Below are 23475 nucleotides of genomic sequence, written 5' to 3' on the forward strand. Positions count from 1 at the left end.
GTTTATCCTCGGGTCAGCACGGATCGCCCGATGCCATGGTATTCAAATCCGGCATCGGCCATCACGGAGGGCTCAAACAGATTGCGGCCATCGAAAATCACCGGCGTTTTCAGACAGGCCTTGAGTTGCCCGAAATCAGGGCTGCGAAAGGTTTTCCATTCGGTCACGATGACCAGCGCATCCGCACCGTCGAGCGCTGCCATCGGCTCTTCGCAGAAATGGATACGCGCCAGCAATTCCGGCCGGCCGGCGAAATCGAGTTCCAGTACGCGGCGCGCCTCTTTCATGGCGACCGGATCGTAGACCGCGACACTGGCGCCACGTCCGATCAGTTCACCCAGCAACACCCGGGACGAGGCTTCGCGCATGTCATCGGTATTCGGTTTGAACGCCAGACCCCATACGGCGAAACGGCGTCCGCTCAGATCATCGCCAAAACGGGTAACGATTTTTTTGCCAAGAATATGTTTTTGCAGGTTATTGACTTGCTCGACGGCGCGCAGCACCAGCAAATCCTGGCCGTATTCACGCGCCGTGCGTTCCAGCGCCTGCACATCCTTGGGGAAACACGAACCGCCGTAACCGCAGCCCGCATAGAGAAAACTGTGACCGATGCGCGGGTCGGAGCCGATGCCGTGGCGCACTGCCTCAATATCGACGCCCACCTGATCGGCCAGATTGGCCAACTCGTTCATGAAGGAAATGCGGGTGGCCAGCATGGCGTTGGCGGCGTATTTGGTGAATTCAGCCGAGCGCACATCCATCCAGAAAGTGCGCTCATGATTTCGGTTAAAGGGCGCATACAGGGTTTTCATTTTCTGTTTCGCGACAATACCGTCACTGGTCTGGTCACAACCGATGACGATGCGATCTGGTCGCATGAAATCCTCAACCGCCGCGCCTTCTTTCAGAAATTCGGGATTCGATACGACGGAAAATCCGAGATCGGCAATCGCGCCACCGCGCTGTTGAAGTTCCTCGCGCAGAGCCAGCGTGACCTTGTCGGCTGTGCCGACCGGCACCGTCGATTTGTCGACGATCACCTTGAAGCCGGTCATGTATTTACCGATATTGCGGGCCGCTGCCAGTACGTATTGCAGATCGGCAGCGCCATCTTCATCGGGCGGAGTGCCGACCGCGATGAACTGGAGTTCGCCATGCGCCACGCTGGCGGCAATATCCGTGGAAAAAATCAAACGGCCGGCTTGCCGGTTACGCTTGACCACATCTTCCAGACCCGGCTCGTGGATGGGTATGCCTCCACCGTTCAACAAGTCGATTTTGCTCTGATCCACGTCGAGGCAAAACACGTTATTTCCCAATTCGGCGAGACAAGCGCCTGTGACGAGGCCAACATAGCCGGTGCCGACAATTGTTATTTTCATACTTACTTCCCCATAAATGCATTTTGTGGCGACGTGGATACGTTAAACACGCATCAATTCATCACATTCAGTTCTTCAGTGCGGCGCGGCGGGTAGGTTTCCCAGCAGTTGCAGCCGGGGCAGTGCCAGTAGAACTGCCGTGCCTTGAAACCGCAATGCGAACATTGATAGCGCGCCAGTTTTTGGGTATAGCCATGCACCAGCGTTTTGACGATCGCCAGCTCGGGCCGTACTTCCGCCGAGGCGTTCATCAGACGGGCTTCCAGGAATTTATCCAGCCCCAGCAAAGTCGGCGTGCGGCGCAATTCATCGGCGGCCAACTGACTGGCGGCTTCGACGCCGTCGCGCTCGAGTACCGCCTTGAAGACCACTTCGAGCAAGTCAATCGAGGGGGCTTCCGCCAGATAGGAGCGCAGCAAATTGACGCCTTCCTGTGGTCGCCCTACGGCTTGATAGTTGTCCATCAGCCGCTGCGCCACTAAGGCGACGTGCGGCACGCTCTGATGCTCCACACGACGCCATGCCATCAATGCGGCTTCGCGGTCGCCTTTCGCCAGATGCGTATCGCCCAGCAATATGGTGGCGCGCACGCTGTTGCGATCAACGGCAAGGGCTTTCTCCAGCATGACCATGGCAGCGTCGGGATCGGTATGCACCAGCTCGTCCTCCGCCAGTTCACAGTAGAACTGCGCGATTTCCTTGGGTCGGGTACCAACGCCAGACTCCTGCAAGGCTTCGGTTGCCTTGATCGCCCGCAGCCATTCTTTCTCGCGCTGATAGATTTCCAGCAGGGCGCGGCCGGCTTGTGCGGTATAGAGCGTGTTCATCAATTTGTAAAACGTGGATTCGGCGCGATCCAGCAAACCGGCTTTCAGGTAATCCTGTCCCAGCTCGTACTGCGCCTGCAGTTTTTGCTCCAGCGGCAAATCGGGTCGTGCCAGCAAATTCTGATGCACGCGGATGGCGCGTTCCGTCTCGCCGCGACGGCGAAACAGGTTGCCCAGCGCAAAGTGCATGTCGGCGGTTTCGGGATCGAGCTTGACGATGTCGATGAAGGCATCGATGGCCTTGTCCGGCTCTTCGTTCAGTAGAAAATTCAGGCCTTTGAAATATCCACGCGGCAAGGTGCGGGATTCCGACAGCAGTTGATTAATGTCGATCCGGGCCGCAATCCATCCGAGACCGAAAAACACGGGAATGCCCAGCAACCACCAGAATTCAAATTCCATAGAAATGTACTGTTCTTAAATGAGGTGCTGGGGGGAGATGATGTTGTCGGGTTGCGGCGAGGTTTGCGCACGTAGCTGCGCTTCGGTTTCTTTGGCGATCAGGGCCAGTGCCTTTTTATGCCGGGAGGCTTCGCGCCGGTGTCTGAGCACAGTGGGAATCATCGCCAAAACGCCTAGTATCACGCCGCCGACAAAACAGACCAGCAGCACCAGCACCAAGGGGTCGCTACGTTGATATCCGAGGAAAAAGTGCAGCGTGATTTCTTGTGTGTTTTTTAGCGCAAAGCTGAAAAAAATGATGAAAAAAATGGCCGCTAACAATCGGGTGATAATTTTCATGGCAAATCCTTATTGAGCACTACTGGCGATATCGCCGATTGCACTGATTGTATTCGATACGGGGATGCCGCCTTTGCGGGTAATTCCCTGTCATGCAACACGGCGATTGGCTGTTCATCCCTAAGCCCAAGCGCAAGTGCGAAATTGTACGTGAAAAAAAACGGCATCCGAGGATGCCGTTTCAATTTATTGCATTGTTTTACCTGGCTTGCGGCAGGGAAACAAGGTGGTCAGGCATGACGCCTGACTCAGTCTTCCAGAATTGGCTGTCCCGCCATGGCGTCCACCCGTTCGCGTAACTCTTTACCCGGCTTGAAATGGGGTACCCGTTTTTCGGGCACCATCACTTTTTCGCCAGACTTAGGATTACGTCCGATGCGCGGTGGTCTGCGGTTCAGCGAAAAACTACCAAAACCGCGGATTTCGATACGCTGCCCTGTGGACAGCGCATCGACCATGGCGTCGAGTATCGTTTTGACCGCGTAATCCGCATCTTTAGCTACCAGCTGCGGATAACGCTCGGCCAAACGAGCAATCAGCTCAGACTTTGTCATTCAGGTTCTCGACAACTTAGTTCTTGTTGTCGAATTTTGCCTTCAACAAAGCGCCCAGGCTGGTAGTGCCCGATGCTGCATTGGAGTCGGAGGCGGTCGACATTTTTTGCATGGCTTCTTGCGTATCGACATTGTCTTTCGCCTTGATCGACAGCTGGATGCTGCGAGCTTTGCGATCGATGTTGAGGACCATTGCTTCGACGCTGTCGCCCACTTTCAGGTGAGTACCGGCATCTTCCACGCGGTCGCGGGAGATTTCGGAAGCACGCAGATAGCCTTCAACTTCTTCGGACAACTGGATCACAGCGCCCTTAGGCTCGACCGACTTGACGATGCCGGTAACCAGCGCGCCCTTGTCGTTCATTGCCGAGTAGTTGTTGAACGGATCGCCTTCGAGTTGCTTGACGCCCAGCGATACGCGTTCGCGTTCGACATCGATGGCCAACACGATAGCTTCCAGCTCGTCGCCCTTTTTGAAGCGACGCACGGCTTCTTCGCCGGTTTCGATCCAGGACAGGTCGGACAGATGCACCAGACCGTCGATATTGCCGGTCAGGCCGATGAACACGCCGAAGTCAGTGATCGACTTGATCGCGCCGCGAACCTTGTCACCCTTTTTGTGGGTCACTGCAAAGTCATCCCAAGGATTGGCTTTGCACTGCTTCATACCCAGGCTGATACGACGACGTTCTTCGTCGATTTCCAGAACCATGACTTCCACTTCGTCGCCCAATTGAACGACCTTGTTTGGTGCCACGTTCTTGTTAGTCCAGTCCATTTCGGAAACGTGGACCAAACCTTCGATACCCTGCTCGACTTCAACGAATGCGCCATAGTCGGTCAGATTGGTGACCTTACCGAACAGACGTGTGCTTTGTGGGTAACGACGTGACAGGCCAGTCCATGGATCGTCGCCCAATTGCTTGACGCCCAGAGAAACGCGGTTCTTTTCTTGATCGTACTTGAGGACCTTGGCCGTAATTTCCTGACCGACGGTGAGCACTTCCGAAGGATGACGCACACGACGCCATGCCAGATCGGTGATGTGCAACAGACCATCGATACCGCCCAGATCCACGAATGCGCCATAGTCGGTGATGTTCTTGACGACGCCGGTAACCACGGTGCCTTCTTTCAGCGTTTCCATCAGCTTTTGACGCTCTTCGCCCATCGATGCTTCGATGACAGCGCGGCGCGACAGCACCACGTTGTTGCGCTTGCGGTCCAGCTTGATGACCTTGAATTCCAGCGTTTTGCCTTCGAACGGCGTGGTGTCCTTGACCGGACGGGTATCGACCAGCGAACCCGGCAGGAAGGCACGAATGCCGTTGGTCAGAACGGTCAGACCGCCCTTGACCTTGCCATTGACAGTACCGATAACAATCTCGCCGGACTCCATCGCTTTTTCCAGCGAGAGCCACGATGCCAGACGCTTGGCCTTGTCGCGCGACAGGATAGTGTCACCGAAACCGTTTTCCAGTGATTCGATAGCAACGGAGATGAAGTCACCGACGCTGACTTCGAGTTCACCGTTGTCGTTCTTGAATTCTTCGATTGGGATAAAGGCTTCAGATTTGAGGCCTGCGTTGACGATCACAAAATTGTGGTCGAGACGAACGACTTCCGCCGAGATAACTTCGCCGGAGCGCATATCTTGACGTGATAGCGACTCTTCAAACAGAGCAGCGAATTCGCTGGAACCGGCAGAGCCAGCAGCAAGGATAGTAGTGGTTGACATAGGTTAGATAGAGAGTTTGTTCCAATATCAGATGAACGCAAGGACACAAACTGCGCACACCCGCGATACTGGGTTAGGTTTATCAAGGTCGGGCAGGACTTTGCGTCTGCCTGACAACAATGGAAATACAAAATGAAGCAAAAACGACAGCGGCAATACACAACAGTAATACAGCAACGAACATGGCAAGGCATTACAAAAGAACACCGACTACATGCGCCTTAAAGCAGAAATCATCGCTTGCTTATAAAGCTGAATTTATAAAGCTGAATTTATAACATTCAATTTATAACGCTAAATACCAGCCGATGACCTGAGCCACCGCTTCTTCTGCACTCATGCCGGACGTATCCAGTAAGTGTGCATCGGTCGCTGGTTTTAGCGGCGCAGACGCCCGATTCATATCCCGTGCGTCCCGTTCAGCCAAATCCTTTGAAAGGTCTTGCATACTAGCAGAAAAACCCTTGTCAATCAATTGCTTATAGCGTCTTTGGGCGCGCGCCTCCACGCTGGCGGTCAAAAACACCTTCAGCCGGGCATGCGGGAAAATGACCGTCCCCATATCGCGTCCGTCCGCCACCAGTCCCGGGGCCTTGCGAAAGCTCTGCTGCAAGCCGTACAGCGCATGTCGCACCATTGGCAATGCGGCAATGCGCGAAGCGGTATTGCCCACTTCTTCGGCCCGAATTGCCGCGGTGACATCTTCGTTGCCCAAAAACACATGCGTCCCGGAAAAATGGCATTGCAAATGCTCTCCCAGCTTGGCAATGGCATGTTCGTCATTGAGCGGCGCCGCCCTGCGCAACGCCGACAAAGCGGTCAGCCGGTACAGACAGCCGGAGTCGAGGACATGGAAGCCAAAGTGCTGCGCTACCAGATGCGCAACGGTGCCCTTGCCGGAAGCGGTCGGGCCGTCGATGGTAATTACGGGAATACTGCTGTTCATGGTTATCTTCAGTTCAAATCAAAGTCTGGCGGGCGATATCGGCGAATACGCTGAAATACTCGGGAAAGGTCTTGCCCACGCACGCCGGGTCGTTGATGCGCACTGCCACGCCGCGTCGTGCCGCGCCGTCCAGTGAGGCCAGCGAAAAGCACATGGCCATCCGGTGATCGTCATACGTATCGATAGTGGCCGGAGTCAATGCTGCCGGCGGGGTCACGCGCAGATAGTCAGCGCCCTCCTCCACCGTCGCGCCCAGTTTGCGCAATTCAGTCGCCATCGCGGCCAGGCGGTCGGTTTCCTTCACGCGCCAGCTGCCGATATTGCGCAGCGTGCTGGTACCGTCGGTGTACAACGCAGCGACCGCGAGGGTCATCGCTGCATCGGGAATATGGTTAAGATCAATGTCGATCGGTTTCAGTACGCCATTCGAGGAGGCTTCGATCCAGTTGTCACCGACCGTAATCTCCGCCCCCATCTGACGCAAGGCATCGACCAGACGGACGTCGCCCTGGATGCTGTTTTTCCCCACGCCCTCGACCCGTACCGGTCCGCCGGCAATCATCCCTGCCGCCAGAAAATACGAGGCGGAAGAAGCGTCGCCCTCGACATGGATCACACCCGGACTGCGATAACGCTGTCCGGCAGCAACCGTAAACGATTGCCAGCCATCGCGTTCCACCTCGACGCCGAAGCGCTGCATCAGGTTCAGTGTGATTTCTATATAGGGCTTTGAAATCAGTTCGCCCGCTACCTCGATCGTCAGCGGCTGCTCTCGTGCCATCATTGGTGCGGCCATCAGCAGGGCAGTGAGGAACTGGCTGGAAACATTGCCGCGCACCTGCATCTTTTGCGCGTTCAGCTGGCCGCGTCGAATATGCAAGGGCGGATAACCGGGATTTCCCGTGTATTCGATCCGCATGCCTACCGCATTGAGCGCATCGACCAGATCGCCGATAGGTCGCTCATGCATGCGCGGTACGCCGTGCAGAGTGTAATCCCCGCCGAGTACCGCCAGCGCCGCCGTCAAAGGACGGATTGCCGTACCGGCATTGCCCATGAACAGATCGGCCTGATGCACCGGCAAAACGCCATCGACGCCATGCACCAGATAATCACGACTGCCTTCGCGCTGTTCCCACTTGACGCCCAGTTGTTGCAAGGCCATCAGCATGACCAGGGTATCGTCGGACGCCAGCAAGTCCTTGATGTCGCTGACGCCTTCGGCCAAAGCCGCCAGCAACAGGGTGCGATTGGAAATGCTCTTGGAACCCGGCAATTTGACGCGTCCCTGCACATGCGCCACGGGGTGCAGATCGATATAACGCGGGTAAGAAATAGATTTCATCGTCGGTAATTAAAGGGGTAAGACAGGAGGAGGTTGGCTGGCTTCAATCGCGGCAAGCCAGTCGTGGCGGGCCTGTCTGGCGCTGTGAAACAGTGATTCCAGTCCAGCCGCGTCGCCCTGCTCCAGCAAGCTGCGCATACGGAGCAGTTGGGTCTGGTAATCGTCCAGTTCTTGTAACAGTGCATCACGGTTGGCCAGCGCAATATCGCGCCACATTTCAGGCGAAGAACCGGCAATCCTGGTGAAATCGCGGAAACCGCTGGCAGCGTACTGAAACAGGGTATCGGCATGCGGCTTGCGCGCCAGATCGTCCACCAGAGCGAACGCCAGCAAGTGCGGCAGATGGCTGACGGCGGCAAATACCTGATCGTGCATTTCGGGGGTGAGCGCGTGCAGGATAGCCCCGCACTGTTGCCAGGCTTGCGTGACCAGCGCGACGGCGGCAGACGAATTTTCCGGCAAAGCCGTCAGCACCACTTTTTTGCCACGATAGAGCGCAGCCGTAGCAGCATCGGGGCCGCTGGCTTCGGCACCGGCAATCGGATGGCCGGGTACGAACTGTCCTATTTTGTCGCCCAGCGCCTTTCGTGCGGCCGCGACGACGTCGCTCTTGGTGCTGCCGGCGTCGGTGACAACGGTAGCAGCATCCAGATACGGGACGATGGCGCTCAAAATGCCGGCGGTTTGCGCTACCGGCGTGGCAATCAGTACCAGATCGGCACCGCTGACTGCCGACACCGACTCGCTGATCTCATCGACAATGCCCAGCTCCAGCGCCCGCTGTAGCGATGCCTTGCTACGGCCTATCCCGACAATCTGCGTGGCCACGCCCGCCTGCTTCAGCGCCAGCGCAAACGAGCCGCCGATCAGACCAACGCCAAACACCACTACTTTACGCAAGATCATCGGTCCGCCCGGGTCAGGGAAATTCAAGCCAATGCCAGCTTCAGAGCTGACAGAAACGCGGTATTTTCGGCGGGCAAGCCCACCGTGATGCGCAGCCACTGCGGCAAACCGTAATTATTAACGGGTCGCACGATAATCCCTTGTTTGAGCAGCGCCAGATTGACCCGGCTGCCAGCGGCGTCATCGGAACCGACCTTCACCAGCACGAAGTTGCCGAACGACGGTACGTAGTCCAGCCCCATGACTTCAAAGGCTTGCGTTAACTGCTCGTAGCCGGAACGATTGAGTTCGGCGCTATCGCCCAGGAAGGCATAGTCGGTCAGCGCGGCAACCGCAGCAGCCTGCGCCAGCGAATTGACATTGAAAGGCTGCCGGATGCGGTTCATCAAGTCCGTCAGAACGGGCTGGGCAATGGCAAATCCCACTCGCAGACCAGCCAGACCATAGGCCTTGGACATGGTGCGCGAGACTACCAGGTTCGGATACTGGCGCACCCACTCCGTCGATTCGTATTGCAGCGCAGCCGGCAGGTATTCGTTATAGGCCTCGTCCAGCACCACCACCACATGCGACGGCACTTGTCGCAGAAAATCGGCCAGCGCTTCGGCCGGGGCAAAGGTGCCGGTCGGATTATTCGGATTGGCGATATAGATCAGGCGCGTATCGTCGCGAATGGCAGCGGCCATTGCCGACAGGTCATGGCCGAAATCACGCGCTGGCACTTCGATCGCCTGCGCTCCTGCGCCCTGCGTAGCCAATGCATAGACCAGAAAACCATATTGCGAGAACACGACGGACTGTCCGGGCTGCACGAAGGCATGCGCTGCCAGCTCCAGAATGTCGTTGCTGCCATTGCCCAGCGTAATCCAGTCCAGCGGCACATCGTAACGGGCGCTGATCGCCGTTTTCAGGGCAAAGCCGTTAGCGTCCGGGTAGCGCCCCAGATCGGCGACGGCCTGCGCAATCGCATGACGCGCCGATTCCGGCATTCCGCGCGGATTTTCATTGGAGGCGAGTTTGACGATGCCGGCTTCATCCAGCCCGAATTCGCGGGCGACTTCGGCAATCGGTTTGCCAGCCTGATAGGGGGCGATGGCTCGGACATACTCTGGGGCAAATTGAAAGGAAGTCATGGTTGCCAGTACTTTATGAAGAATTGAAAATGCATTTCGAAATACGTTTGAAAATGTACACGCCCGACCCGGCACGCACCATTAAGCCGTCACTGGCGATATCGCAGACAATTACAGGGCCAGCGGATACGATCCCAGCAGCTTGAAAAAGGCGGCTTTGTCCTTGAGCTCAGTCAGGGCGGCAGCAACCTTGAGGTCTTGCTCATGGCCTTCGAGATCAACGTAAAAATAGTATTCCCAGGAACCCATGCGCGCCGGACGCGATTCGAAACGCGTCATCGATACGCCATGCCGGGCCAGCGGCGCCAGCAGGTCGTAGACTGCGCCGGCTTTATTCGGTACCGACAGCACGATGGAAGTCTGATCCCGACCGGAGGGGCCGGTATGCAAACGGCCAATAACGGCGAAGCGCGTGCGGTTGTGGGGATCGTCCTGGATGTTGGCGCTGACAATCTGTAACTGATACTTTTGCACCGCGATCTCGCCAGCTATGGCGGCGATGCTGCCATCCGCGGCGGCCATCCGTGCTGCTTCGGCATTCGAAGCAACGGCGTGCCGTTCGATCGCCGGATAATTCTGGTTGAGCCAGGCATTGCACTGCGCCAGCGCTTGCGAATGGGCGCAAATGCGGGTCACGCCTTGCATGTCGCCTTGTCGCGTCATCAGACTGTGGTGAATGGGAATGGCGATTTCACCGCTGATACACAGCGTGGTTTGCAGCAACAGATCGAGCGTGCGGTTGATCACGCCTTCGGAGGAATTTTCTATCGGCACTACGCCGAAATCGGCGGTGCCGGCTTCGGCATCACGGAATACTTCATCAATCGAGGCGCAGGGCAAACCTTCGACCGCATGGCCGAATTGCCGATAAACAGCCTGCTCGGTGAAAGTGCCGGTGGGGCCGAGATAGGCGACGGTCACGCGCTTTTCGAGCGCCCGGCAAGCCGACATGACTTCGCGGAAAATGGTTTGGATATCCGCGCCGAGCAAGGGGCCGGGATTGCGTTCGGCGGCTTTGCGCAGTACTTGCGACTCGCGTTCGGGGCGGAATACCGGCGCATTGGTTTCCGCTTTGACATGACCCACTTCTTGCGCAAGCAGGGCGCGCTGGTTCAGCAGATCCAGCAGCTGGGCATCGATGGCGTCGATCTTTTGACGCAAGGGCAGGAGTTTGTCTTCGCTCATTGTTTTATCGTTTCGTCTTTGTTCTGGCGCACCATCAAACGCAGGGAGGGTGACGGCTTGGCCGGCGTTGCTGCCAGGATAGGGGTCGGGGTGTTGGCCCGGAGTGATGCCCCCCCCTTGTCCTGCAATGACTTACGCCACTATATCAGCCGTGTTTTGCTTCGAATTCTTTCAGATACGCGACCAGCGCCTGTACGCCTTCCAGCGGCATAGCGTTGTAAATCGAGGCGCGCATGCCGCCGACCGATTTGTGGCCCTTGAGCTGCAAGAGACCGTGTTCTGCCGCGCCAGTCAGAAACTCCTGATTCAGGTTTTCATCGCGCAGGAAAAAGGGCACGTTCATTCTTGACCGGCAATGAGGGGCGATACGGTTTGCATAAAAGTCGGTGCTATCCAGATAGCCATAGAGCAGCTCTGCCTTGGCGATATTGCGTGCTTCCATCGCCGCCACACCGCCCTGCTTTTTGAGCCACTGGAACACCAGTCCGGCGATATAAATCGCATAGGTCGGCGGTGTGTTGTACATCGATTCGTTGTCGGCCACGATTTTCCAGTCGAAAGCGGAGGGGCAGCACGACAAGGCGTGTCCGAGCAAATCCTCGCGCACCACGACCAGCGTTAATCCGGCAGGGCCGATATTTTTTTGCGCGCCGCCAAAAATGACGCCGTAACGTGAGACGTCGATCTCCCGTGACAGGATGTGCGACGACATGTCGGCCACCAGCGTGGCGTTGCCGACATCGGGTGGGGACGTGTACTCGACGCCGTCGATGGTTTCGTTGGTGCAGATGTGCAGATAGGCGGCATTCGGCGTCAATTGCCAGTTGGCGGGATCGGGAATGTCGCGGAATTTATCCGCTGCCGAAGTGGCGGCAAGATGCGCTTCGCCGTAGCGCTGGGCTTCTTTATACGATTTGGCCGACCAGGAACCGGTCACGACAAAATCGGCGACCGGTTTGGTGCCGGCGCGACCGATCAGATTCATCGGCACAATCGCATTTTCTGCGAGACCGCCGCCTTGCATGAACAGGATTTTGTAATTCGAGGGGATGGCCAGCAACTCGCGCAGATCGTCGCGGGCAGCATGGATGATGCTGGAGAACTCCTTGCCGCGATGACTCATTTCCATCACGGACATGCCGCTGCCATGCCAGTCCAGCATTTCATCGGCGGCTTGCTGCAATACTTCTTTGGGCAGTACTGCGGGTCCTGCGGAAAAGTTGTAGATCATAGCGTCATTGAAGTAGCGGACAAATTATCAAGTGACCGAAAAAAGGCGATCAAAAAATGATCGCGCTGACTCGCATGAGCCAGCGCGATCTGCCGGAGCCGTTCTTATTCGGCAGGGTCTTTGCTGTCGGTGCTGCCGGCGACATCGGCGTCGTCGGTTGGGTCGTCAGTCTGATCTTCCGTCTTCTCTTCGGCATCACTTTCCATGACGCGCTGCAAGCCGCGCAAACGAGTGCCATCTTCCACGGCAATGAGCGTGACGCCTTGCGTGGCGCGACCCATTTCGCGGATTTCGGAGACCCGGGTGCGAATCAGAACGCCACCAGTGGTGATCAGCATGATTTCATCACTTTCCTCGACCAGCGTAGCGGCGACGACTTTGCCGTTGCGTTCGCTGGTCTGGATGGCGATCATGCCCTTGGTGCCGCGGCCATGACGGGTGTATTCGGTAATCGGCGTACGTTTGCCGTAACCGTTTTCCGTGGCGGTCAGCACCGATTGCTGTTCATTTTCAGCGACCAGCAAGGCAATGACGTGACGTCCTTCTTCCAGATTCATGCCGCGTACGCCGCGTGCGGTACGGCCCATGGGGCGTACATCGTTTTCATCGAAGCGCACTGCCTTGCCGGAATCGGAAAACAGCATTACGTCATGCTGACCATCGGTCAATGCTGCGCCGATCAGGAAATCGCCCTCATCCAGATCGACCGCAATGATGCCGGCCTTGCGCGGATTACTGAAATCGGACAGCGGTGTTTTCTTGACGGTACCCAGGCTGGTCGACATGAAGACATAGCGATCTTCAGGGAAGGTGCGGTTTTCACCCGACAGCGGCAGGATCACCGTGATTTTTTCGCCATCCTGCAGCGGGAACATGTTGACGATAGGCTTGCCGCGTGAATTGCGCGAACCTTGCGGCACTTCCCATATCTTCAGCCAGTACAAACGACCGCGATCGGAGAAGCACAGGATGTAGTCATGCGTATTGCCGACGAATAGCTGGTCGATCCAGTCGTCTTCCTTGGTCGCCATCGCCTGTTTGCCGCGACCGCCGCGTTTTTGCGCGCGATATTCGGAAACCGGCTGCGATTTCATATAGCCGGTATGCGACAGGGTCACGACCATATCCTGCGGGGTAATCAGGTCTTCGGTGCCGAGATCGGTGGCATTGAGTTCGATACGCGAACGTCTGACATCCTTGGCGCCGGTGCCGTAGTCGTTCACGGCAGCGGTCAGTTCTTCGGTAATGATGATGGTCACGCGTTCCGGCTTGGACAGAATATCCAGCAGGTCGGCGATCACGGCCATGACGTCGCCATATTCGTTGACGATTTTGTCCTGTTCCAGTCCGGTCAGGCGTTGCAAACGCATCTGCAAGATTTCCTGCGCCTGATCGTCCGACAGTTTGTACAAACCATCTGGCTGGATACCGTAATGCACAGGCAGGTTTTCAGGGCGGAACGCCTGGATACCGCCGGTGCTGTCGGCGCCGGTACGTGCCAGCATTTCGCGCACGACAGAGGAGTCCCAGGCCCGTGACATCAGTTCGGCTTTGGCGACCGGCGGCGTTGGAGCCGCACGGATAATGGCGATGAAATCGTCGATATTGGCCAGCGCGACGGCCAGTCCTTCTAGTACATGGCCGCGTTCGCGTGCTTTGCGCAGTTCGAATACGGTGCGGCGCGTGACAACTTCACGACGATGCGACAGGAAGCATTCCAGCATTTGCTTCAGGTTCAGCAGTTTTGGCTGACCGTCCACCAGCGCCACCATGTTCATGCCGAACGTGTCTTGCAGTTGTGTCTGCTTGTACAGATTATTGAGTACGACTTCAGGCACTTCGCCGCGCTTGAGTTCGATGACGACGCGCATGCCGGATTTATCCGACTCATCGCGCAGATCGGAAATGCCTTCCAGTTTTTTGTCGCGCACCAGTTCAGCGATGCGTTCCAGCAGGGCTTTCTTGTTGACCTGGTAAGGCAGTTCGTCAACGATGATCGCTATGCGGTTTTCTTTGCCGTACTCTTCGAAATGGGTCTGCGCCCGCATGACCACCCGGCCACGACCGGTGCGATAACCGTCGCGCACGCCAGTGATGCCGTAAATGATGCCGCCCGTCGGAAAGTCCGGCGCGGGAATGATTTCGATCAGGTCATCGATTGTGCAATCGGCATTGCGCAGGACGTGTAGCGCGCCGTTAATCACTTCCGTGATGTTGTGCGGGGGGATATTGGTAGCCATCCCGACGGCAATCCCGGAGGAGCCATTGATCAGCAGATTAGGAATGCGCGTCGGCAGGACCGACGGTTCTTTTTCCTTGCCGTCGTAGTTCGGGACGAAATCGACGGTTTCCTTGTCGATGTCAGCGAGCAACTCGCTGGCGATCTTGTCGAGCCGGCACTCGGTATAGCGCATCGCGGCAGCGCCGTCGCCGTCGATTGAGCCGAAGTTACCTTGTCCGTCTACTAATGTATAGCGCAAGGAAAAGTCCTGCGCCATGCGAACCAGGGTGTCGTAAATGGAGGCATCGCCGTGGGGGTGAAATTTACCCATTACTTCGCCGACTACGCGGGCGCACTTGACGAAGGGCCGGTTCCAGAAGTTGTTCATCTCGTGCATCGCAAACAGAACCCGTCGATGCACAGGCTTGAGGCCGTCGCGCACATCTGGCAGGGCGCGCCCGACAATCACGCTCATGGCGTAGTCGAGGTAACTCTTGCGCATCTCTTCTTCGAGGGAAATAGGGATGGTTTCTTTAGCGAATTGATCCATGCGATCCGAAAGGTATGTGACTCTTGCGTTAGTGGAAAGAAATTGCGTCTCCCGATAGACGGAAAGCGAAGTTTCAAACCGCCGATTTTAGCACGTCGGGAGGCGCTATCCGGCGTTTACCGCCAAGGCCCGGGCCCGCCCCACCCGAGATATCGAAGGAAAGTGATTTCAAAGAGCTCGTTTTTAGGAAATTTTTCGAAGGCGATTTTCGCAGCACAGGATGTTGTTAAAATACAACGCACTAACAAAGCCTACTGAATCCAGACGGCAAGCGGCGCTTTTACCTCCCGGCATGTGGCAGAATATAGGTTAAGTTCTTTACAAGCGAACCATGCAATATGGCTTCAAATGTAACGACCTGAACCATATGGTATTATCCATTTTCTGATGTCGTATATTTTGGTGCGCAGTTTATCTGCGGATATCTCACCTCCAGAGGAGAAACATGAACAAATTAGCACAACTCGTCTTCGCTGCGTCCGCAGCTGTTGCCGCATTTTCTGCTTCCGCACAAGCAGTTCAGGACATCAAAGCAAAAACGCCTACCAGCGCCTATTTGCAAGATGGCCGTGGCGTTATCACCCGCAGCGGTGGCAATCTTTGCTGGCATGATGGTTACTGGACTCCAGCTGACTCCGTACCAGGTTGCGATGGCGAAATTGCTCAAGCACCAACAGCCACTACAGCAGCTCCGGCAGCCGCAGTGGCCGCAGCGCCAACTTCGGAAAAAGTTACTTACGCAGCTGATGCGTTTTTTGACTTTGACAAAGCTGTCCTGAAGCCAGCTGGCAAATCGAAGCTGGATGAGCTGGTTGCTAATCTGAAGGGTTTGAACCTGGAAGTTATCATCGCCGTCGGTCATACTGACTCGGTCGGTTCTGTTGCCTATAACCAAAAACTGTCAGTGCGTCGCGCTGAAGCAGTCAAGGCTTATCTGGTCAGCAAGGGTGTCGAAGCTAACCGCGTCTACACTGAAGGCAAGGGCAAAGCCCAACCAGTCGCCGACAACAAGTCTGCAGCTGGCCGCGCAAAGAACCGTCGCGTAGAAATCGAAGTTGTTGGTACACGCAACAAGTAATCGAATTCAGTTGTACGAATTCGGCTTCACGAAAAACCCCGCTTCGGCGGGGTTTTTTTACGTCTGAATGAAGTCCCGCAGCAGCGCCAATATCGCTTTCAGGCTATCATTCGGAGATGAATGCTGACCCCGCCGAAGTAAAAAAATTCAACGACCTCGCCCACCGCTGGTGGGACCCCACCTCCGAGTTTCGTCCTCTCCATGAAATCAATCCGCTACGACTAGGGTGGATCGATGCGCGCACACCGCTTGCCGGAAAAACTGTCATTGATATCGGATGCGGCGGCGGCATACTGGCCGAATCCATGGCAAAAAAGAACGCCAATGTCACCGGCATAGATTTGTCTGAAAAAGCACTCAAAGTAGCTGACTTGCACAGCCTGGAATCTGGCATGAACGTCCGTTACGAAAAAATTGCCGCAGAAGAACTCGCCGCACGCGAACCCGGCACTGCCGATATCATCACTTGCATGGAAATGCTGGAACATGTCCCGAATCCCGCTGCGGTCGTTCAGGCATGCGCCACCCTTGCCAAACCGGGCGGCAAGATTTTCTTTTCCACGCTGAATCGCAATCCCAAGTCCTATCTGCTTGCCATAATCGGGGCAGAATATATTCTGCGCATGCTCCCCAAAGGCACGCATGACTACGCAAAATTCATCACACCAGCAGAGCTTGCGCAGTTTGCACGTCAAGCCGGCCTGACTGTCGACAGTGTAAAAGGCATGTCTTACAACCCGCTCACACGCATCTACTCGCTGAATCAGGACACTAGCGTCAATTACCTGATGGCATGCAGCAAAGCCGCCTGATAGTTTTCATGTACCCCACCTTTAGTCCTCAGGCGATGCCCCCTCTATGAAGCTGCCACAACCCCGCGCCATTTTGTTCGACCTCGACGGCACGCTCGCCGACACTGCCCCCGACCTCGCCGGAGCAGTCAACCAAATGCGCCTCGCACGCGGACTGTCCCCGACGCCTTATGAAAACCTACGACCTGTCGCTTCATCTGGTGCCCGGGGGCTTCTAGCGGCTGCTTTCGGCATCACCCCCGAGGCACCGGAATACGAAGCCATGCGTATCGATTTTCTGAACAGGTATGAGACCGGGCTGGTCATCGACAGCCGCTTGTTCGACGGGGTTGCTGATTTATTAGTCCAGCTAGAACAGCGTGGCCTTGCGTGGGGCATTGTCACCAACAAAGCAGCGCGTTTCACGGACCCGCTGGCCCCCCTCCTCGGCTTAGGACATGCTGGCTGCATTATCTCCGGCGACACCACCCCCCATTCAAAACCGCACCCTGCACCGCTTCTTGAAGCTGCCGCCCGATTGCAATTAGCACCACAAGAATGCTGGTATGTCGGCGACGATTTGCGCGACATCCAAGCCGGCCGCGCCGCAGGCATGCCCACCATCGCTGCCGCCTGGGGTTATTGCGGGGATGCCGCGCCGACAACCTGGGGGGCAGATGAATTGATTCATACCCCTCTGCAATTACTTGACTTGCTCAGATCCTGAGCCAAAACAGTCCAGCAATGGGAACAGGTGATCATGCTGCTATAATAGGGATGTAGGGGGCGACCTGGTTTCGACGTGGGTTGCAAAGCAGCGCAGGGCATACCGAGGACCGACTACCTCGTAAATACAATCGGAACAGATCTAACTGCAAACGATAAATCGTACGCACTAGCCGCTTAATAACCGGTTAGCTCTACACCACTTCTTCCCTGGGGTGGGCTGGTAAAACAGCAGTAGAGTCATTTACAGGGAATCGCTTTTGGCCGGGTTACTTGGTCAAAGGTTAAATTTAGGTGACTCGCCTGACCGCAGCGTGCGCGTCCGCGTCGTTCGGGCTAAATCAAATGATAGCGCTAAGTATGTAGAACTGTCTGTAGAGTACTTGCGGACGCGGGTTCGATTCCCGCCGCCTCCACCATCACACCCTGCGAAGATATTCTCTTCGCATTTCGACAAGCCCCGCCAAACACCACGTCTGGCGGGGCTTTTCATTTTTTCTTGCGGACTTCGCACCCGGCTGCATGCCCGGTTTTCTGCCGTTTCCGTTCTCTCTCGCCCTCTTTTCTCTGTTTCTTGTGGACTTGCGAAGTCCAAGTCCGCAAGGCACTCTCCCTTTAAAATCAATCACTTACGCGAATCCAATTTTCGCATTTTTGTTTCAGCAATTGCCTACCATCTGATCAACGGAGACAGAAAGACTTGCGTCAAGTCTGCGCAGCAGGCAGGCATTCATCCGCAATCAGGCGATAGCCGAGCAACTCTGTAAAAAAGAAGCGGGATATACGGCGCGGTCGCGGAGAAATGACTTCCCTAGTCCCGGCATCGGTCTTTATGCTGTCAGCGCAGCGAAAGTCGGAAGAGACGCTGGCATGGAATGCACGAACATCCCCTGCCAGCTAACCACCATCAACTAAAACGGAGCTCATCGTGGCTAGAAAGAAGGATATGTCAAACCAGCAAGGCCCCGCCATCGTGATCCGGCCAGAGCGCCACATCACGGTATCTTCCATAGGCTATGCGCCAGGCCAGCCAATTCGGGACCCGGGGAAACGCGTCATGCAGGCAGTACCGTGGATACGCATTCAGGGGAAATGGCTGGAGCAGGCGGGATTCGCCATTCGCACGCCGGTGCGCATTCGGGTGATGGTGGGATGTCTGGTATTAACAGTGGATTAATGAGCGGTGGATTAATTCGTTTTTTTAAGCACCAGAGCGATTTTGGCGCGCTGCTCTTCCCACGATAAAGGCGTGTTCACCGCCAGATCGAACAGCGAGACCGACTCGGGCAGAGTTTCATCGAGAATCGCGGCAACAATATCGGGAGCCAGCGTAGTCAGGTTGACCATCCGGCTGATGTAACTGGGATCGAGCTTTTCTTTTTCGACGATGGCCCTGAGGTTGCTGAATGCGCCGCTGTCGATCTGCCGCAGCCAGCGATGCCCTCGTGCCAAGGCGCTCTGCAAGGCTGTCGGGACTGGGTCCTCGTCTGGCGCGGAGGTGATTCCCGGCGGCACAATGATCTGGCAGCGGCCGCTGTAGCGTTGAATCCGGATTGGTATCGAGACGGTCACGGCTCCGTCGGCACTGCGCAGCAAGAGCGGTTCGCCGGTAAGGGCTAAGGTGGTCGGTCTCATGCGAAATTCTCTTTATTTATTGGACAGCCGGGAGTATCCGGTGCGCGCATCACATCCAGCGCCAGATGGTCAATACCATTGGGATGCAGTTTCACTTGCAGCTCGTTGGGCGAGACGATGATTCTCTCGATCAGAAGCCGCACGATGCGCTGTTGTTCGAGCGGAAAAAGCTGCTCCCAGATCAGATCAATCCGATTGAGCGCGACGGCGACTTGCATTTCGTTGAAGCCGGCGGTGGCATTGGTGCTGGCACTGGAAGTAGTGTTTGCTTGTTGGCTGCGGATCTCGCGCCAGACTTGCGTGACGATGTCAGCCGAGCGCAGAATGCCGCGCAGTTGCGCCATGACGACGGCTTCGATTTCTGCCGCCGGCAGCATTTTGACATCGGAGGCACCATGTCCTTCTTTGGCATCGCGTGTCGAGAGGTAGTAACGATAACGTCGACCGCCCTTGCCTTTGCTGGAGTGCGGCGTCATTGCCCGGCCGTCGCGGGTAAAAATTAATCCCTGAAGCAAGGCTGGGCGAGGGTTCAATGTTGGACGCGTCTGTCCTTTTTGCACACCGCGAGGATGAGCGGCCAAGGCGGTCTGAACCCGATCCCACTGCGCTTGAGTAATTAGCGCTTCATGCTCCCCGGGGTAGACCTCTCCTTTATGCTGAATCTGCCCGAGGTACAGCGGATTATTCAGAATTTTATACAGTGCACTTTTATCAATCAGTTTGCCTGTGCGTTGATTGCCTGACTGCGCGATCCACGATTTAGTGGTCACGCCTTCGTGCCGCAATTGCTGAATCAGCATCGTCGTCGAGCCGACCCGGGGATAGTCATGAAACAGCCGACGCACGAGGTCTGCTTCGTTGCGGTTGATGACGAGTTTCCGCTCAACGACGTCATAGCCGAGCGCCGGCATGCCGCCCACCCATTTCCCCTTGCGCTTGCTGGCGGCGATTTTGTCGCGAATCCGTTCGCCGGTGACTTCCCTTTCAAACTGCGCAAAGGACAGCAGGACGTTCAACATCAGCCGCCCCATGGAGGTGGTGGTATTGAATTGCTGAGTAACGGAAACGAAGGAAACGCCCTGCCGTTCAAAGACCTCCACCATTCGGGAGAAGTCAGTGAGGCTGCGGGTCAGGCGATCAATCTTATAAACGACGACGATGTCGACTTGTCCCGCTTCGATGTCGCGCATCAAGCGCTGCAGTCCGGGCCGCTCCATATTTCCTCCCGAGAAAGCCGGGTCGTCGTAATCCTCGCCCACCGGTATCCAGCCTTCAGCGCGCTGGCTGGCGATGTAGGCGTGACCGGCGTCCCTTTGCGCGTCGATGGAGTTGTACTCCTGATCGAGGCCTTCTTCGCTCGATTTGCGGGTGTAGACGGCGCATCGCTGACGTTTTTTTGTGCTGCCTTCGGGGCCGCTCATTTTTTACTGCCCTTCCGCACTTTGTCCCGTAGACCAAAAAATGCGGGACCCGACCAGCGGGTGCCGCTGATGTCGTTGGCGATGGCGGTCAGGCTGCGGTAGCTTTTGCCGAGATAGTCGAACTGGCCGTCCGGCAGAACCAGGACCCGGTGCGTCGCACCGGCGAATTCGCGAATCAGCATGGTGCCGGGGGCGAGCGTAGGCGATTCGCCTCGGCCTGCTTTGGCTTTGGGTTTGGGTTTGGTGCGTTCCAGTAAGGCATCAAGGCGCGCCTTGTTCTGCGCCAGAAGCGCCGGATCACGTTGCGCGAAATCGAGCGCCTGTATCCGGTAGGCGATGCGCCGTTCCAGATATTGACGATTATGTGTGGGCAGCGGGACGGCGAACAATTGCTGCCACAGGGCTTTAAGTTCATCGAAGGGGGTGTCGGGTAAGCGGGCGATACGGCCTATGACACCTGAGGGGACGGCAGATACTTTCATTGACTCTCCATTTTTTTCACCTGTAAGGCTTGCCGTCCCGGCAATTGCTGGAACAAAAGCTACATGAAGCGGTGACGTTATCGAAGGCGCGGCTGGGGAATCGACTCGGCCCGACCGAGACTGAAGATGAGTAAGGAAAAGACCAGATCATGCGAATAGGTTATGCCCGAGCCTCCACCCAGGACCAAGACAACGCGGCACAGATTACCGCGTTGCATGCAGCGGGATGCAGAAGGATATTTGAAGAAAAAGCATCTGCGGGCCGCTGGGCCCGTCCCGAATTGAGCCGCCTACTCGATCAGTTGCGCAAAGATGCCGTGCTGGTGGTCTGGAAGCTCGATCGTCTGTCGCGCTCGCTCAAAGACGTGCTGTCACTGATGGAGAAAATCGAGCTGGCGGGGGCTGGTTTCCTCAGCATGACCGAAGCCATCGACACGACTTCACCGGCAGGACGAATGATGATGCAAATCGTTGGTACGTTTGCAGAGTTCGAGCGTGCCATGCTGCGCGAGCGTACTCGCAACGGCTTGTTGACCGCCCGTGAGGAAGGCCGCATCGGCGGTCGCAGACCCAAGCTCACGCCAAGACAACAAAAAGAAATCCTTCACTTGGTCGATTCCAGTCAAAAAACGGCTGCTGACGCTGCTCGACTCTTCAATGTCCATCCGTCCACCATTGCTCGGCTATTGGACCGAAATAGGCCAGAAAAGCAGTCATAGAGGCTTAACGTACTTTTTTTCCGTTTCCCCTGTTCTCCCCAATTTCGGCGGTGATCCAGGACGAGATCAGCACATAGCAGAACACCGGCGGCAGCAGCCGCGCGATGCCGGCCGGACCGCGTGCGCGCCGGAACAGGCTGGTCCATATGGGCTGCAGCACCAGCAGCGAGACGGCCGCGAACACGCACAGCAGCACAACATTGCACAAGATGTCATGCCAGGCCAGCACGCCGGCCGTCAGCGCGGCGATCATGGCCAGCATCAGCCACCCGAGCGCGTCGGTCAGCGTCGCCGCCGTCAGCGCGATGGCCGCCGTTCCAGTCCCCGTCATGCCCAGGTCGACCACGATGCGGGCCATCACGGGCACGGCCGAAATCGACAAGGTGACGCCGCAAAACAGCACATAGGCCAGCGCCGGCACATCGATCGCCAGCACCGGCAGCGACAGCCAGGCGATGCCGCAGCCGATGGTGAACGGGACAGCTATCCCCATCAGCGCCACCGCCACCGGCACGCGCATATTGTCCTGCTCGCGCAAGACTTTCAGGTCCAGGTGCAGGCCGAGCTGGAACATCAGCAGCACAAGGCCCAGCTCGCCAAGCTTGGACATGATGGGCGCCACCGAACTGGAAAACACGGCGCCGTAGTAGTCACCGCCCACCGCCCCCAGGATCGACGGACCCAGCAGCAGGCCGGCGGCGATCTCGCCCACCACCCGGCTCTGGCCAATGCGCTTGGCGAAGGCGCCGCACAGGCCCGCCGTCAGGATGATGATGCACAGCTGAATAATCCACATGGCGGCCCCTTACCACTGGTCCTTGTTTCCGCTATGAACTTTCTTGAAGTAGTCGCGGTAGTACTGCTTGACCACGTGTGCCCCTTCGGCACGCCGCGTCTGCGACGCTTCCTCCTTCAACAGCTTGCGGTAATTGTCGAAGTGGGCCTGCGAGATGCGCTGCTCGGCAATCGCGGCCTGGATCGCACAGCCAGGCCCGTCGGCGTGGGTGCAGTCGTTGTAGCGGCATTGCGTGCTCAGTTCCACGATGGAATGGAAGACCCGTTCGATGCCCTGCTCGGCATCGTAGAGCTGCAACTCGCGCATGCCGGGCGTGTCGATGATGGCCGCGCCGTTGTCGCAGAAGAACAGCTCGCGGTGCGTGGTGGTGTGCTTACCATGGGCATCCTCTTCGCGGATTTCTCGGGTCGCCAGCGCGGTGTGGAACAGGGTGTTGATCAGCGTCGATTTGCCCACCCCGGAAGAGCCCATCAGCGCGATGGTGCTGCCCTCGTTCATATAGGCCGACAGCACATCGAGCGAACCGGGGGTGTTGACGCTGAGCGGATGCACATTTTCGGCGCCCAGGCCGTCGAGCTGGCCCAGGAAATGCGCGATATCGTCGCAGATATCGGTCTTGGTCAGGATCACCACCGGGGTGATGTCGAACTCATAGGCCAGCGCCAGATAGCGCTCGAGCCGCTTCACATTGAATTCATCGTTGGCGCTGGTGACGATCCACAAATAGTCGAGATTGGCCGCGATCACCTGCGGCAAGCCATTCGAGACGCGCCGCACCCGGTTCTTCGGCTCGAAAATGCGCTGCAGGCGGTGGTGCTCGTTGGCAGGCTCGGCCATGACCCAGTCGCCCACCGCCAGATGCTGGCTGACCGGCTGGAACTCCGCTGTGCAGATGATCGAGCTTTCGCCATGGGCGCCCATGGCCTCGACCCGGTTGCGGTGGATCGCCGTGATGCGGAAGATACGCTCCAGCGTCTCCTCGGCGCAGATTTCGTCGAAGGACAGCTGCTGGAAGAAGATGTTGGACCAGCCGAATTTTTTCAAAGATGAATACATAGTGACTCC

The 23475-nt window shown here is 56.9% G+C and carries 22 protein-coding genes and 1 other RNA gene; 6 read left to right on the forward strand and 17 right to left on the reverse strand.

The features are described from left to right. Positions 1-2: 2 nt before the first annotated feature. The 12 genes from RGU70_RS16395 to gyrA form a co-directional block, all read right to left on the reverse strand. A complete protein-coding gene (locus tag RGU70_RS16395) occupies positions 3-1385 on the reverse strand; it encodes a UDP-glucose/GDP-mannose dehydrogenase family protein (RefSeq protein ID WP_322210449.1) in 1383 nt (460 codons plus the stop codon). A gap of 53 nt (positions 1386-1438) precedes the next feature. Then, a complete protein-coding gene (gene lapB / locus RGU70_RS16400) occupies positions 1439-2614 on the reverse strand; it encodes a lipopolysaccharide assembly protein LapB (RefSeq protein WP_322210450.1) in 1176 nt (391 codons plus the stop codon). Positions 2615-2629: 15 nt separating this feature from the next. Beyond that, a complete protein-coding gene (locus RGU70_RS16405; protein WP_322210451.1) occupies positions 2630-2953 on the reverse strand; it encodes a LapA family protein in 324 nt (107 codons plus the stop codon). Between the two features lie 248 nt (positions 2954-3201). Next, complete coding sequence (locus RGU70_RS16410) at positions 3202-3507, reverse strand: integration host factor subunit beta (RefSeq protein WP_322210452.1); 306 nt, start codon at positions 3505-3507, stop codon at positions 3202-3204. A 16-nt stretch (positions 3508-3523) separates the two neighbouring features. Beyond that, positions 3524-5245 carry a 30S ribosomal protein S1 gene (rpsA, locus tag RGU70_RS16415; RefSeq protein ID WP_322210453.1) on the reverse strand — a complete coding sequence of 574 codons (1722 nt, stop codon included), beginning with the start codon at positions 5243-5245 and terminating at the stop codon, positions 3524-3526. Positions 5246-5531: 286 nt separating this feature from the next. After that, complete coding sequence (gene cmk / locus RGU70_RS16420; RefSeq protein WP_322210454.1) at positions 5532-6191, reverse strand: (d)CMP kinase; 660 nt, start codon at positions 6189-6191, stop codon at positions 5532-5534. Positions 6192-6204: 13 nt separating this feature from the next. Beyond that, positions 6205-7536, reverse strand: coding sequence for a 3-phosphoshikimate 1-carboxyvinyltransferase (gene aroA / locus RGU70_RS16425; protein ID WP_322210455.1), 1332 nt, complete (start codon positions 7534-7536; stop codon positions 6205-6207). A 9-nt stretch (positions 7537-7545) separates the two neighbouring features. Next, the gene (locus tag RGU70_RS16430; RefSeq protein ID WP_322210456.1) at positions 7546-8442 is read right to left on the reverse strand and encodes a prephenate dehydrogenase; all 897 of its coding nucleotides are present in this window, start codon (positions 8440-8442) and stop codon (positions 7546-7548) included. Positions 8443-8465: 23 nt separating this feature from the next. Beyond that, complete coding sequence (gene hisC, locus RGU70_RS16435) at positions 8466-9575, reverse strand: histidinol-phosphate transaminase (RefSeq protein WP_322210457.1); 1110 nt, start codon at positions 9573-9575, stop codon at positions 8466-8468. Between the two features lie 111 nt (positions 9576-9686). Then, positions 9687-10760, reverse strand: coding sequence for a prephenate dehydratase (pheA, locus tag RGU70_RS16440; protein WP_322210458.1), 1074 nt, complete (start codon positions 10758-10760; stop codon positions 9687-9689). Between the two features lie 145 nt (positions 10761-10905). After that, complete coding sequence (gene serC, locus RGU70_RS16445) at positions 10906-11991, reverse strand: 3-phosphoserine/phosphohydroxythreonine transaminase (protein ID WP_322210459.1); 1086 nt, start codon at positions 11989-11991, stop codon at positions 10906-10908. 104 nt (positions 11992-12095) lie between these two features. Next, entirely contained in the window at positions 12096-14762 is a 2667-nt protein-coding gene (gene gyrA, locus RGU70_RS16450) for a DNA gyrase subunit A (RefSeq protein ID WP_322210460.1), read from the reverse strand. 445 nt (positions 14763-15207) lie between these two features. Here gyrA and ompA point away from each other — a divergent pair, with 445 nt between their 5' ends. From ompA to RGU70_RS16475, 5 genes are all read left to right on the forward strand, one after another. Continuing rightward, entirely contained in the window at positions 15208-15840 is a 633-nt protein-coding gene (ompA, locus tag RGU70_RS16455; protein ID WP_322210461.1) for an outer membrane protein OmpA, read from the forward strand. A gap of 116 nt (positions 15841-15956) precedes the next feature. Next, positions 15957-16652, forward strand: coding sequence for a bifunctional 2-polyprenyl-6-hydroxyphenol methylase/3-demethylubiquinol 3-O-methyltransferase UbiG (gene ubiG / locus RGU70_RS16460; RefSeq protein WP_322210462.1), 696 nt, complete (start codon positions 15957-15959; stop codon positions 16650-16652). Between the two features lie 46 nt (positions 16653-16698). Then, positions 16699-17358, forward strand: a complete 660-nt coding sequence (locus tag RGU70_RS16465) for an HAD-IA family hydrolase (RefSeq protein WP_322210463.1) — start codon at positions 16699-16701, stop codon at positions 17356-17358. 55 nt (positions 17359-17413) lie between these two features. Continuing rightward, positions 17414-17776: a transfer-messenger RNA gene (ssrA, locus tag RGU70_RS16470) on the forward strand. Positions 17777-18303: 527 nt separating this feature from the next. Beyond that, positions 18304-18534, forward strand: coding sequence for a SymE family type I addiction module toxin (locus tag RGU70_RS16475; RefSeq protein ID WP_322207405.1), 231 nt, complete (start codon positions 18304-18306; stop codon positions 18532-18534). An 11-nt stretch (positions 18535-18545) separates the two neighbouring features. Here RGU70_RS16475 and RGU70_RS16480 read toward each other — a convergent pair whose 3' ends face one another. The 3 genes from RGU70_RS16480 to RGU70_RS16490 are packed head-to-tail and all read right to left on the reverse strand — an operon-like array spanning position 18546 to position 20895. Further along, positions 18546-18992 carry a LacI family transcriptional regulator gene (locus tag RGU70_RS16480; RefSeq protein WP_322207406.1) on the reverse strand — a complete coding sequence of 149 codons (447 nt, stop codon included), beginning with the start codon at positions 18990-18992 and terminating at the stop codon, positions 18546-18548. Further along, on the reverse strand, positions 18989-20413 hold the full coding sequence (locus RGU70_RS16485; protein ID WP_322207407.1) for a recombinase family protein: 1425 nt from the start codon (positions 20411-20413) through the stop codon (positions 18989-18991). Before RGU70_RS16485 ends, RGU70_RS16480 begins: the two co-directional genes overlap by 4 nt. Continuing rightward, complete coding sequence (locus tag RGU70_RS16490) at positions 20410-20895, reverse strand: DUF2924 domain-containing protein (RefSeq protein ID WP_322210464.1); 486 nt, start codon at positions 20893-20895, stop codon at positions 20410-20412. Before RGU70_RS16490 ends, RGU70_RS16485 begins: the two co-directional genes overlap by 4 nt. Positions 20896-21044: 149 nt before the next feature. Here RGU70_RS16490 and RGU70_RS16495 point away from each other — a divergent pair, with 149 nt between their 5' ends. After that, the gene (locus RGU70_RS16495) at positions 21045-21614 is read left to right on the forward strand and encodes a recombinase family protein (protein ID WP_322210465.1); all 570 of its coding nucleotides are present in this window, start codon (positions 21045-21047) and stop codon (positions 21612-21614) included. Between the two features lie 4 nt (positions 21615-21618). Here the strand turns inward: RGU70_RS16495 and RGU70_RS16500 are convergent, their stop codons facing one another. Both RGU70_RS16500 and rsgA read right to left on the reverse strand, forming a co-directional pair. Beyond that, positions 21619-22410 carry a cation:proton antiporter gene (locus tag RGU70_RS16500; protein WP_322210466.1) on the reverse strand — a complete coding sequence of 264 codons (792 nt, stop codon included), beginning with the start codon at positions 22408-22410 and terminating at the stop codon, positions 21619-21621. Positions 22411-22419: 9 nt separating this feature from the next. Further along, positions 22420-23466: a ribosome small subunit-dependent GTPase A gene (rsgA, locus tag RGU70_RS16505; protein ID WP_322210467.1), complete on the reverse strand. Its 1047-nt coding sequence runs from the start codon at positions 23464-23466 to the stop codon at positions 22420-22422. Between the last annotated feature and the right edge of the window lie 9 nt (positions 23467-23475).

Source organism: Herbaspirillum sp. RTI4 (assembly GCF_034313965.1).
Classification (GTDB): Bacteria; Pseudomonadota; Gammaproteobacteria; order Burkholderiales; family Burkholderiaceae_D; genus Herbaspirillum.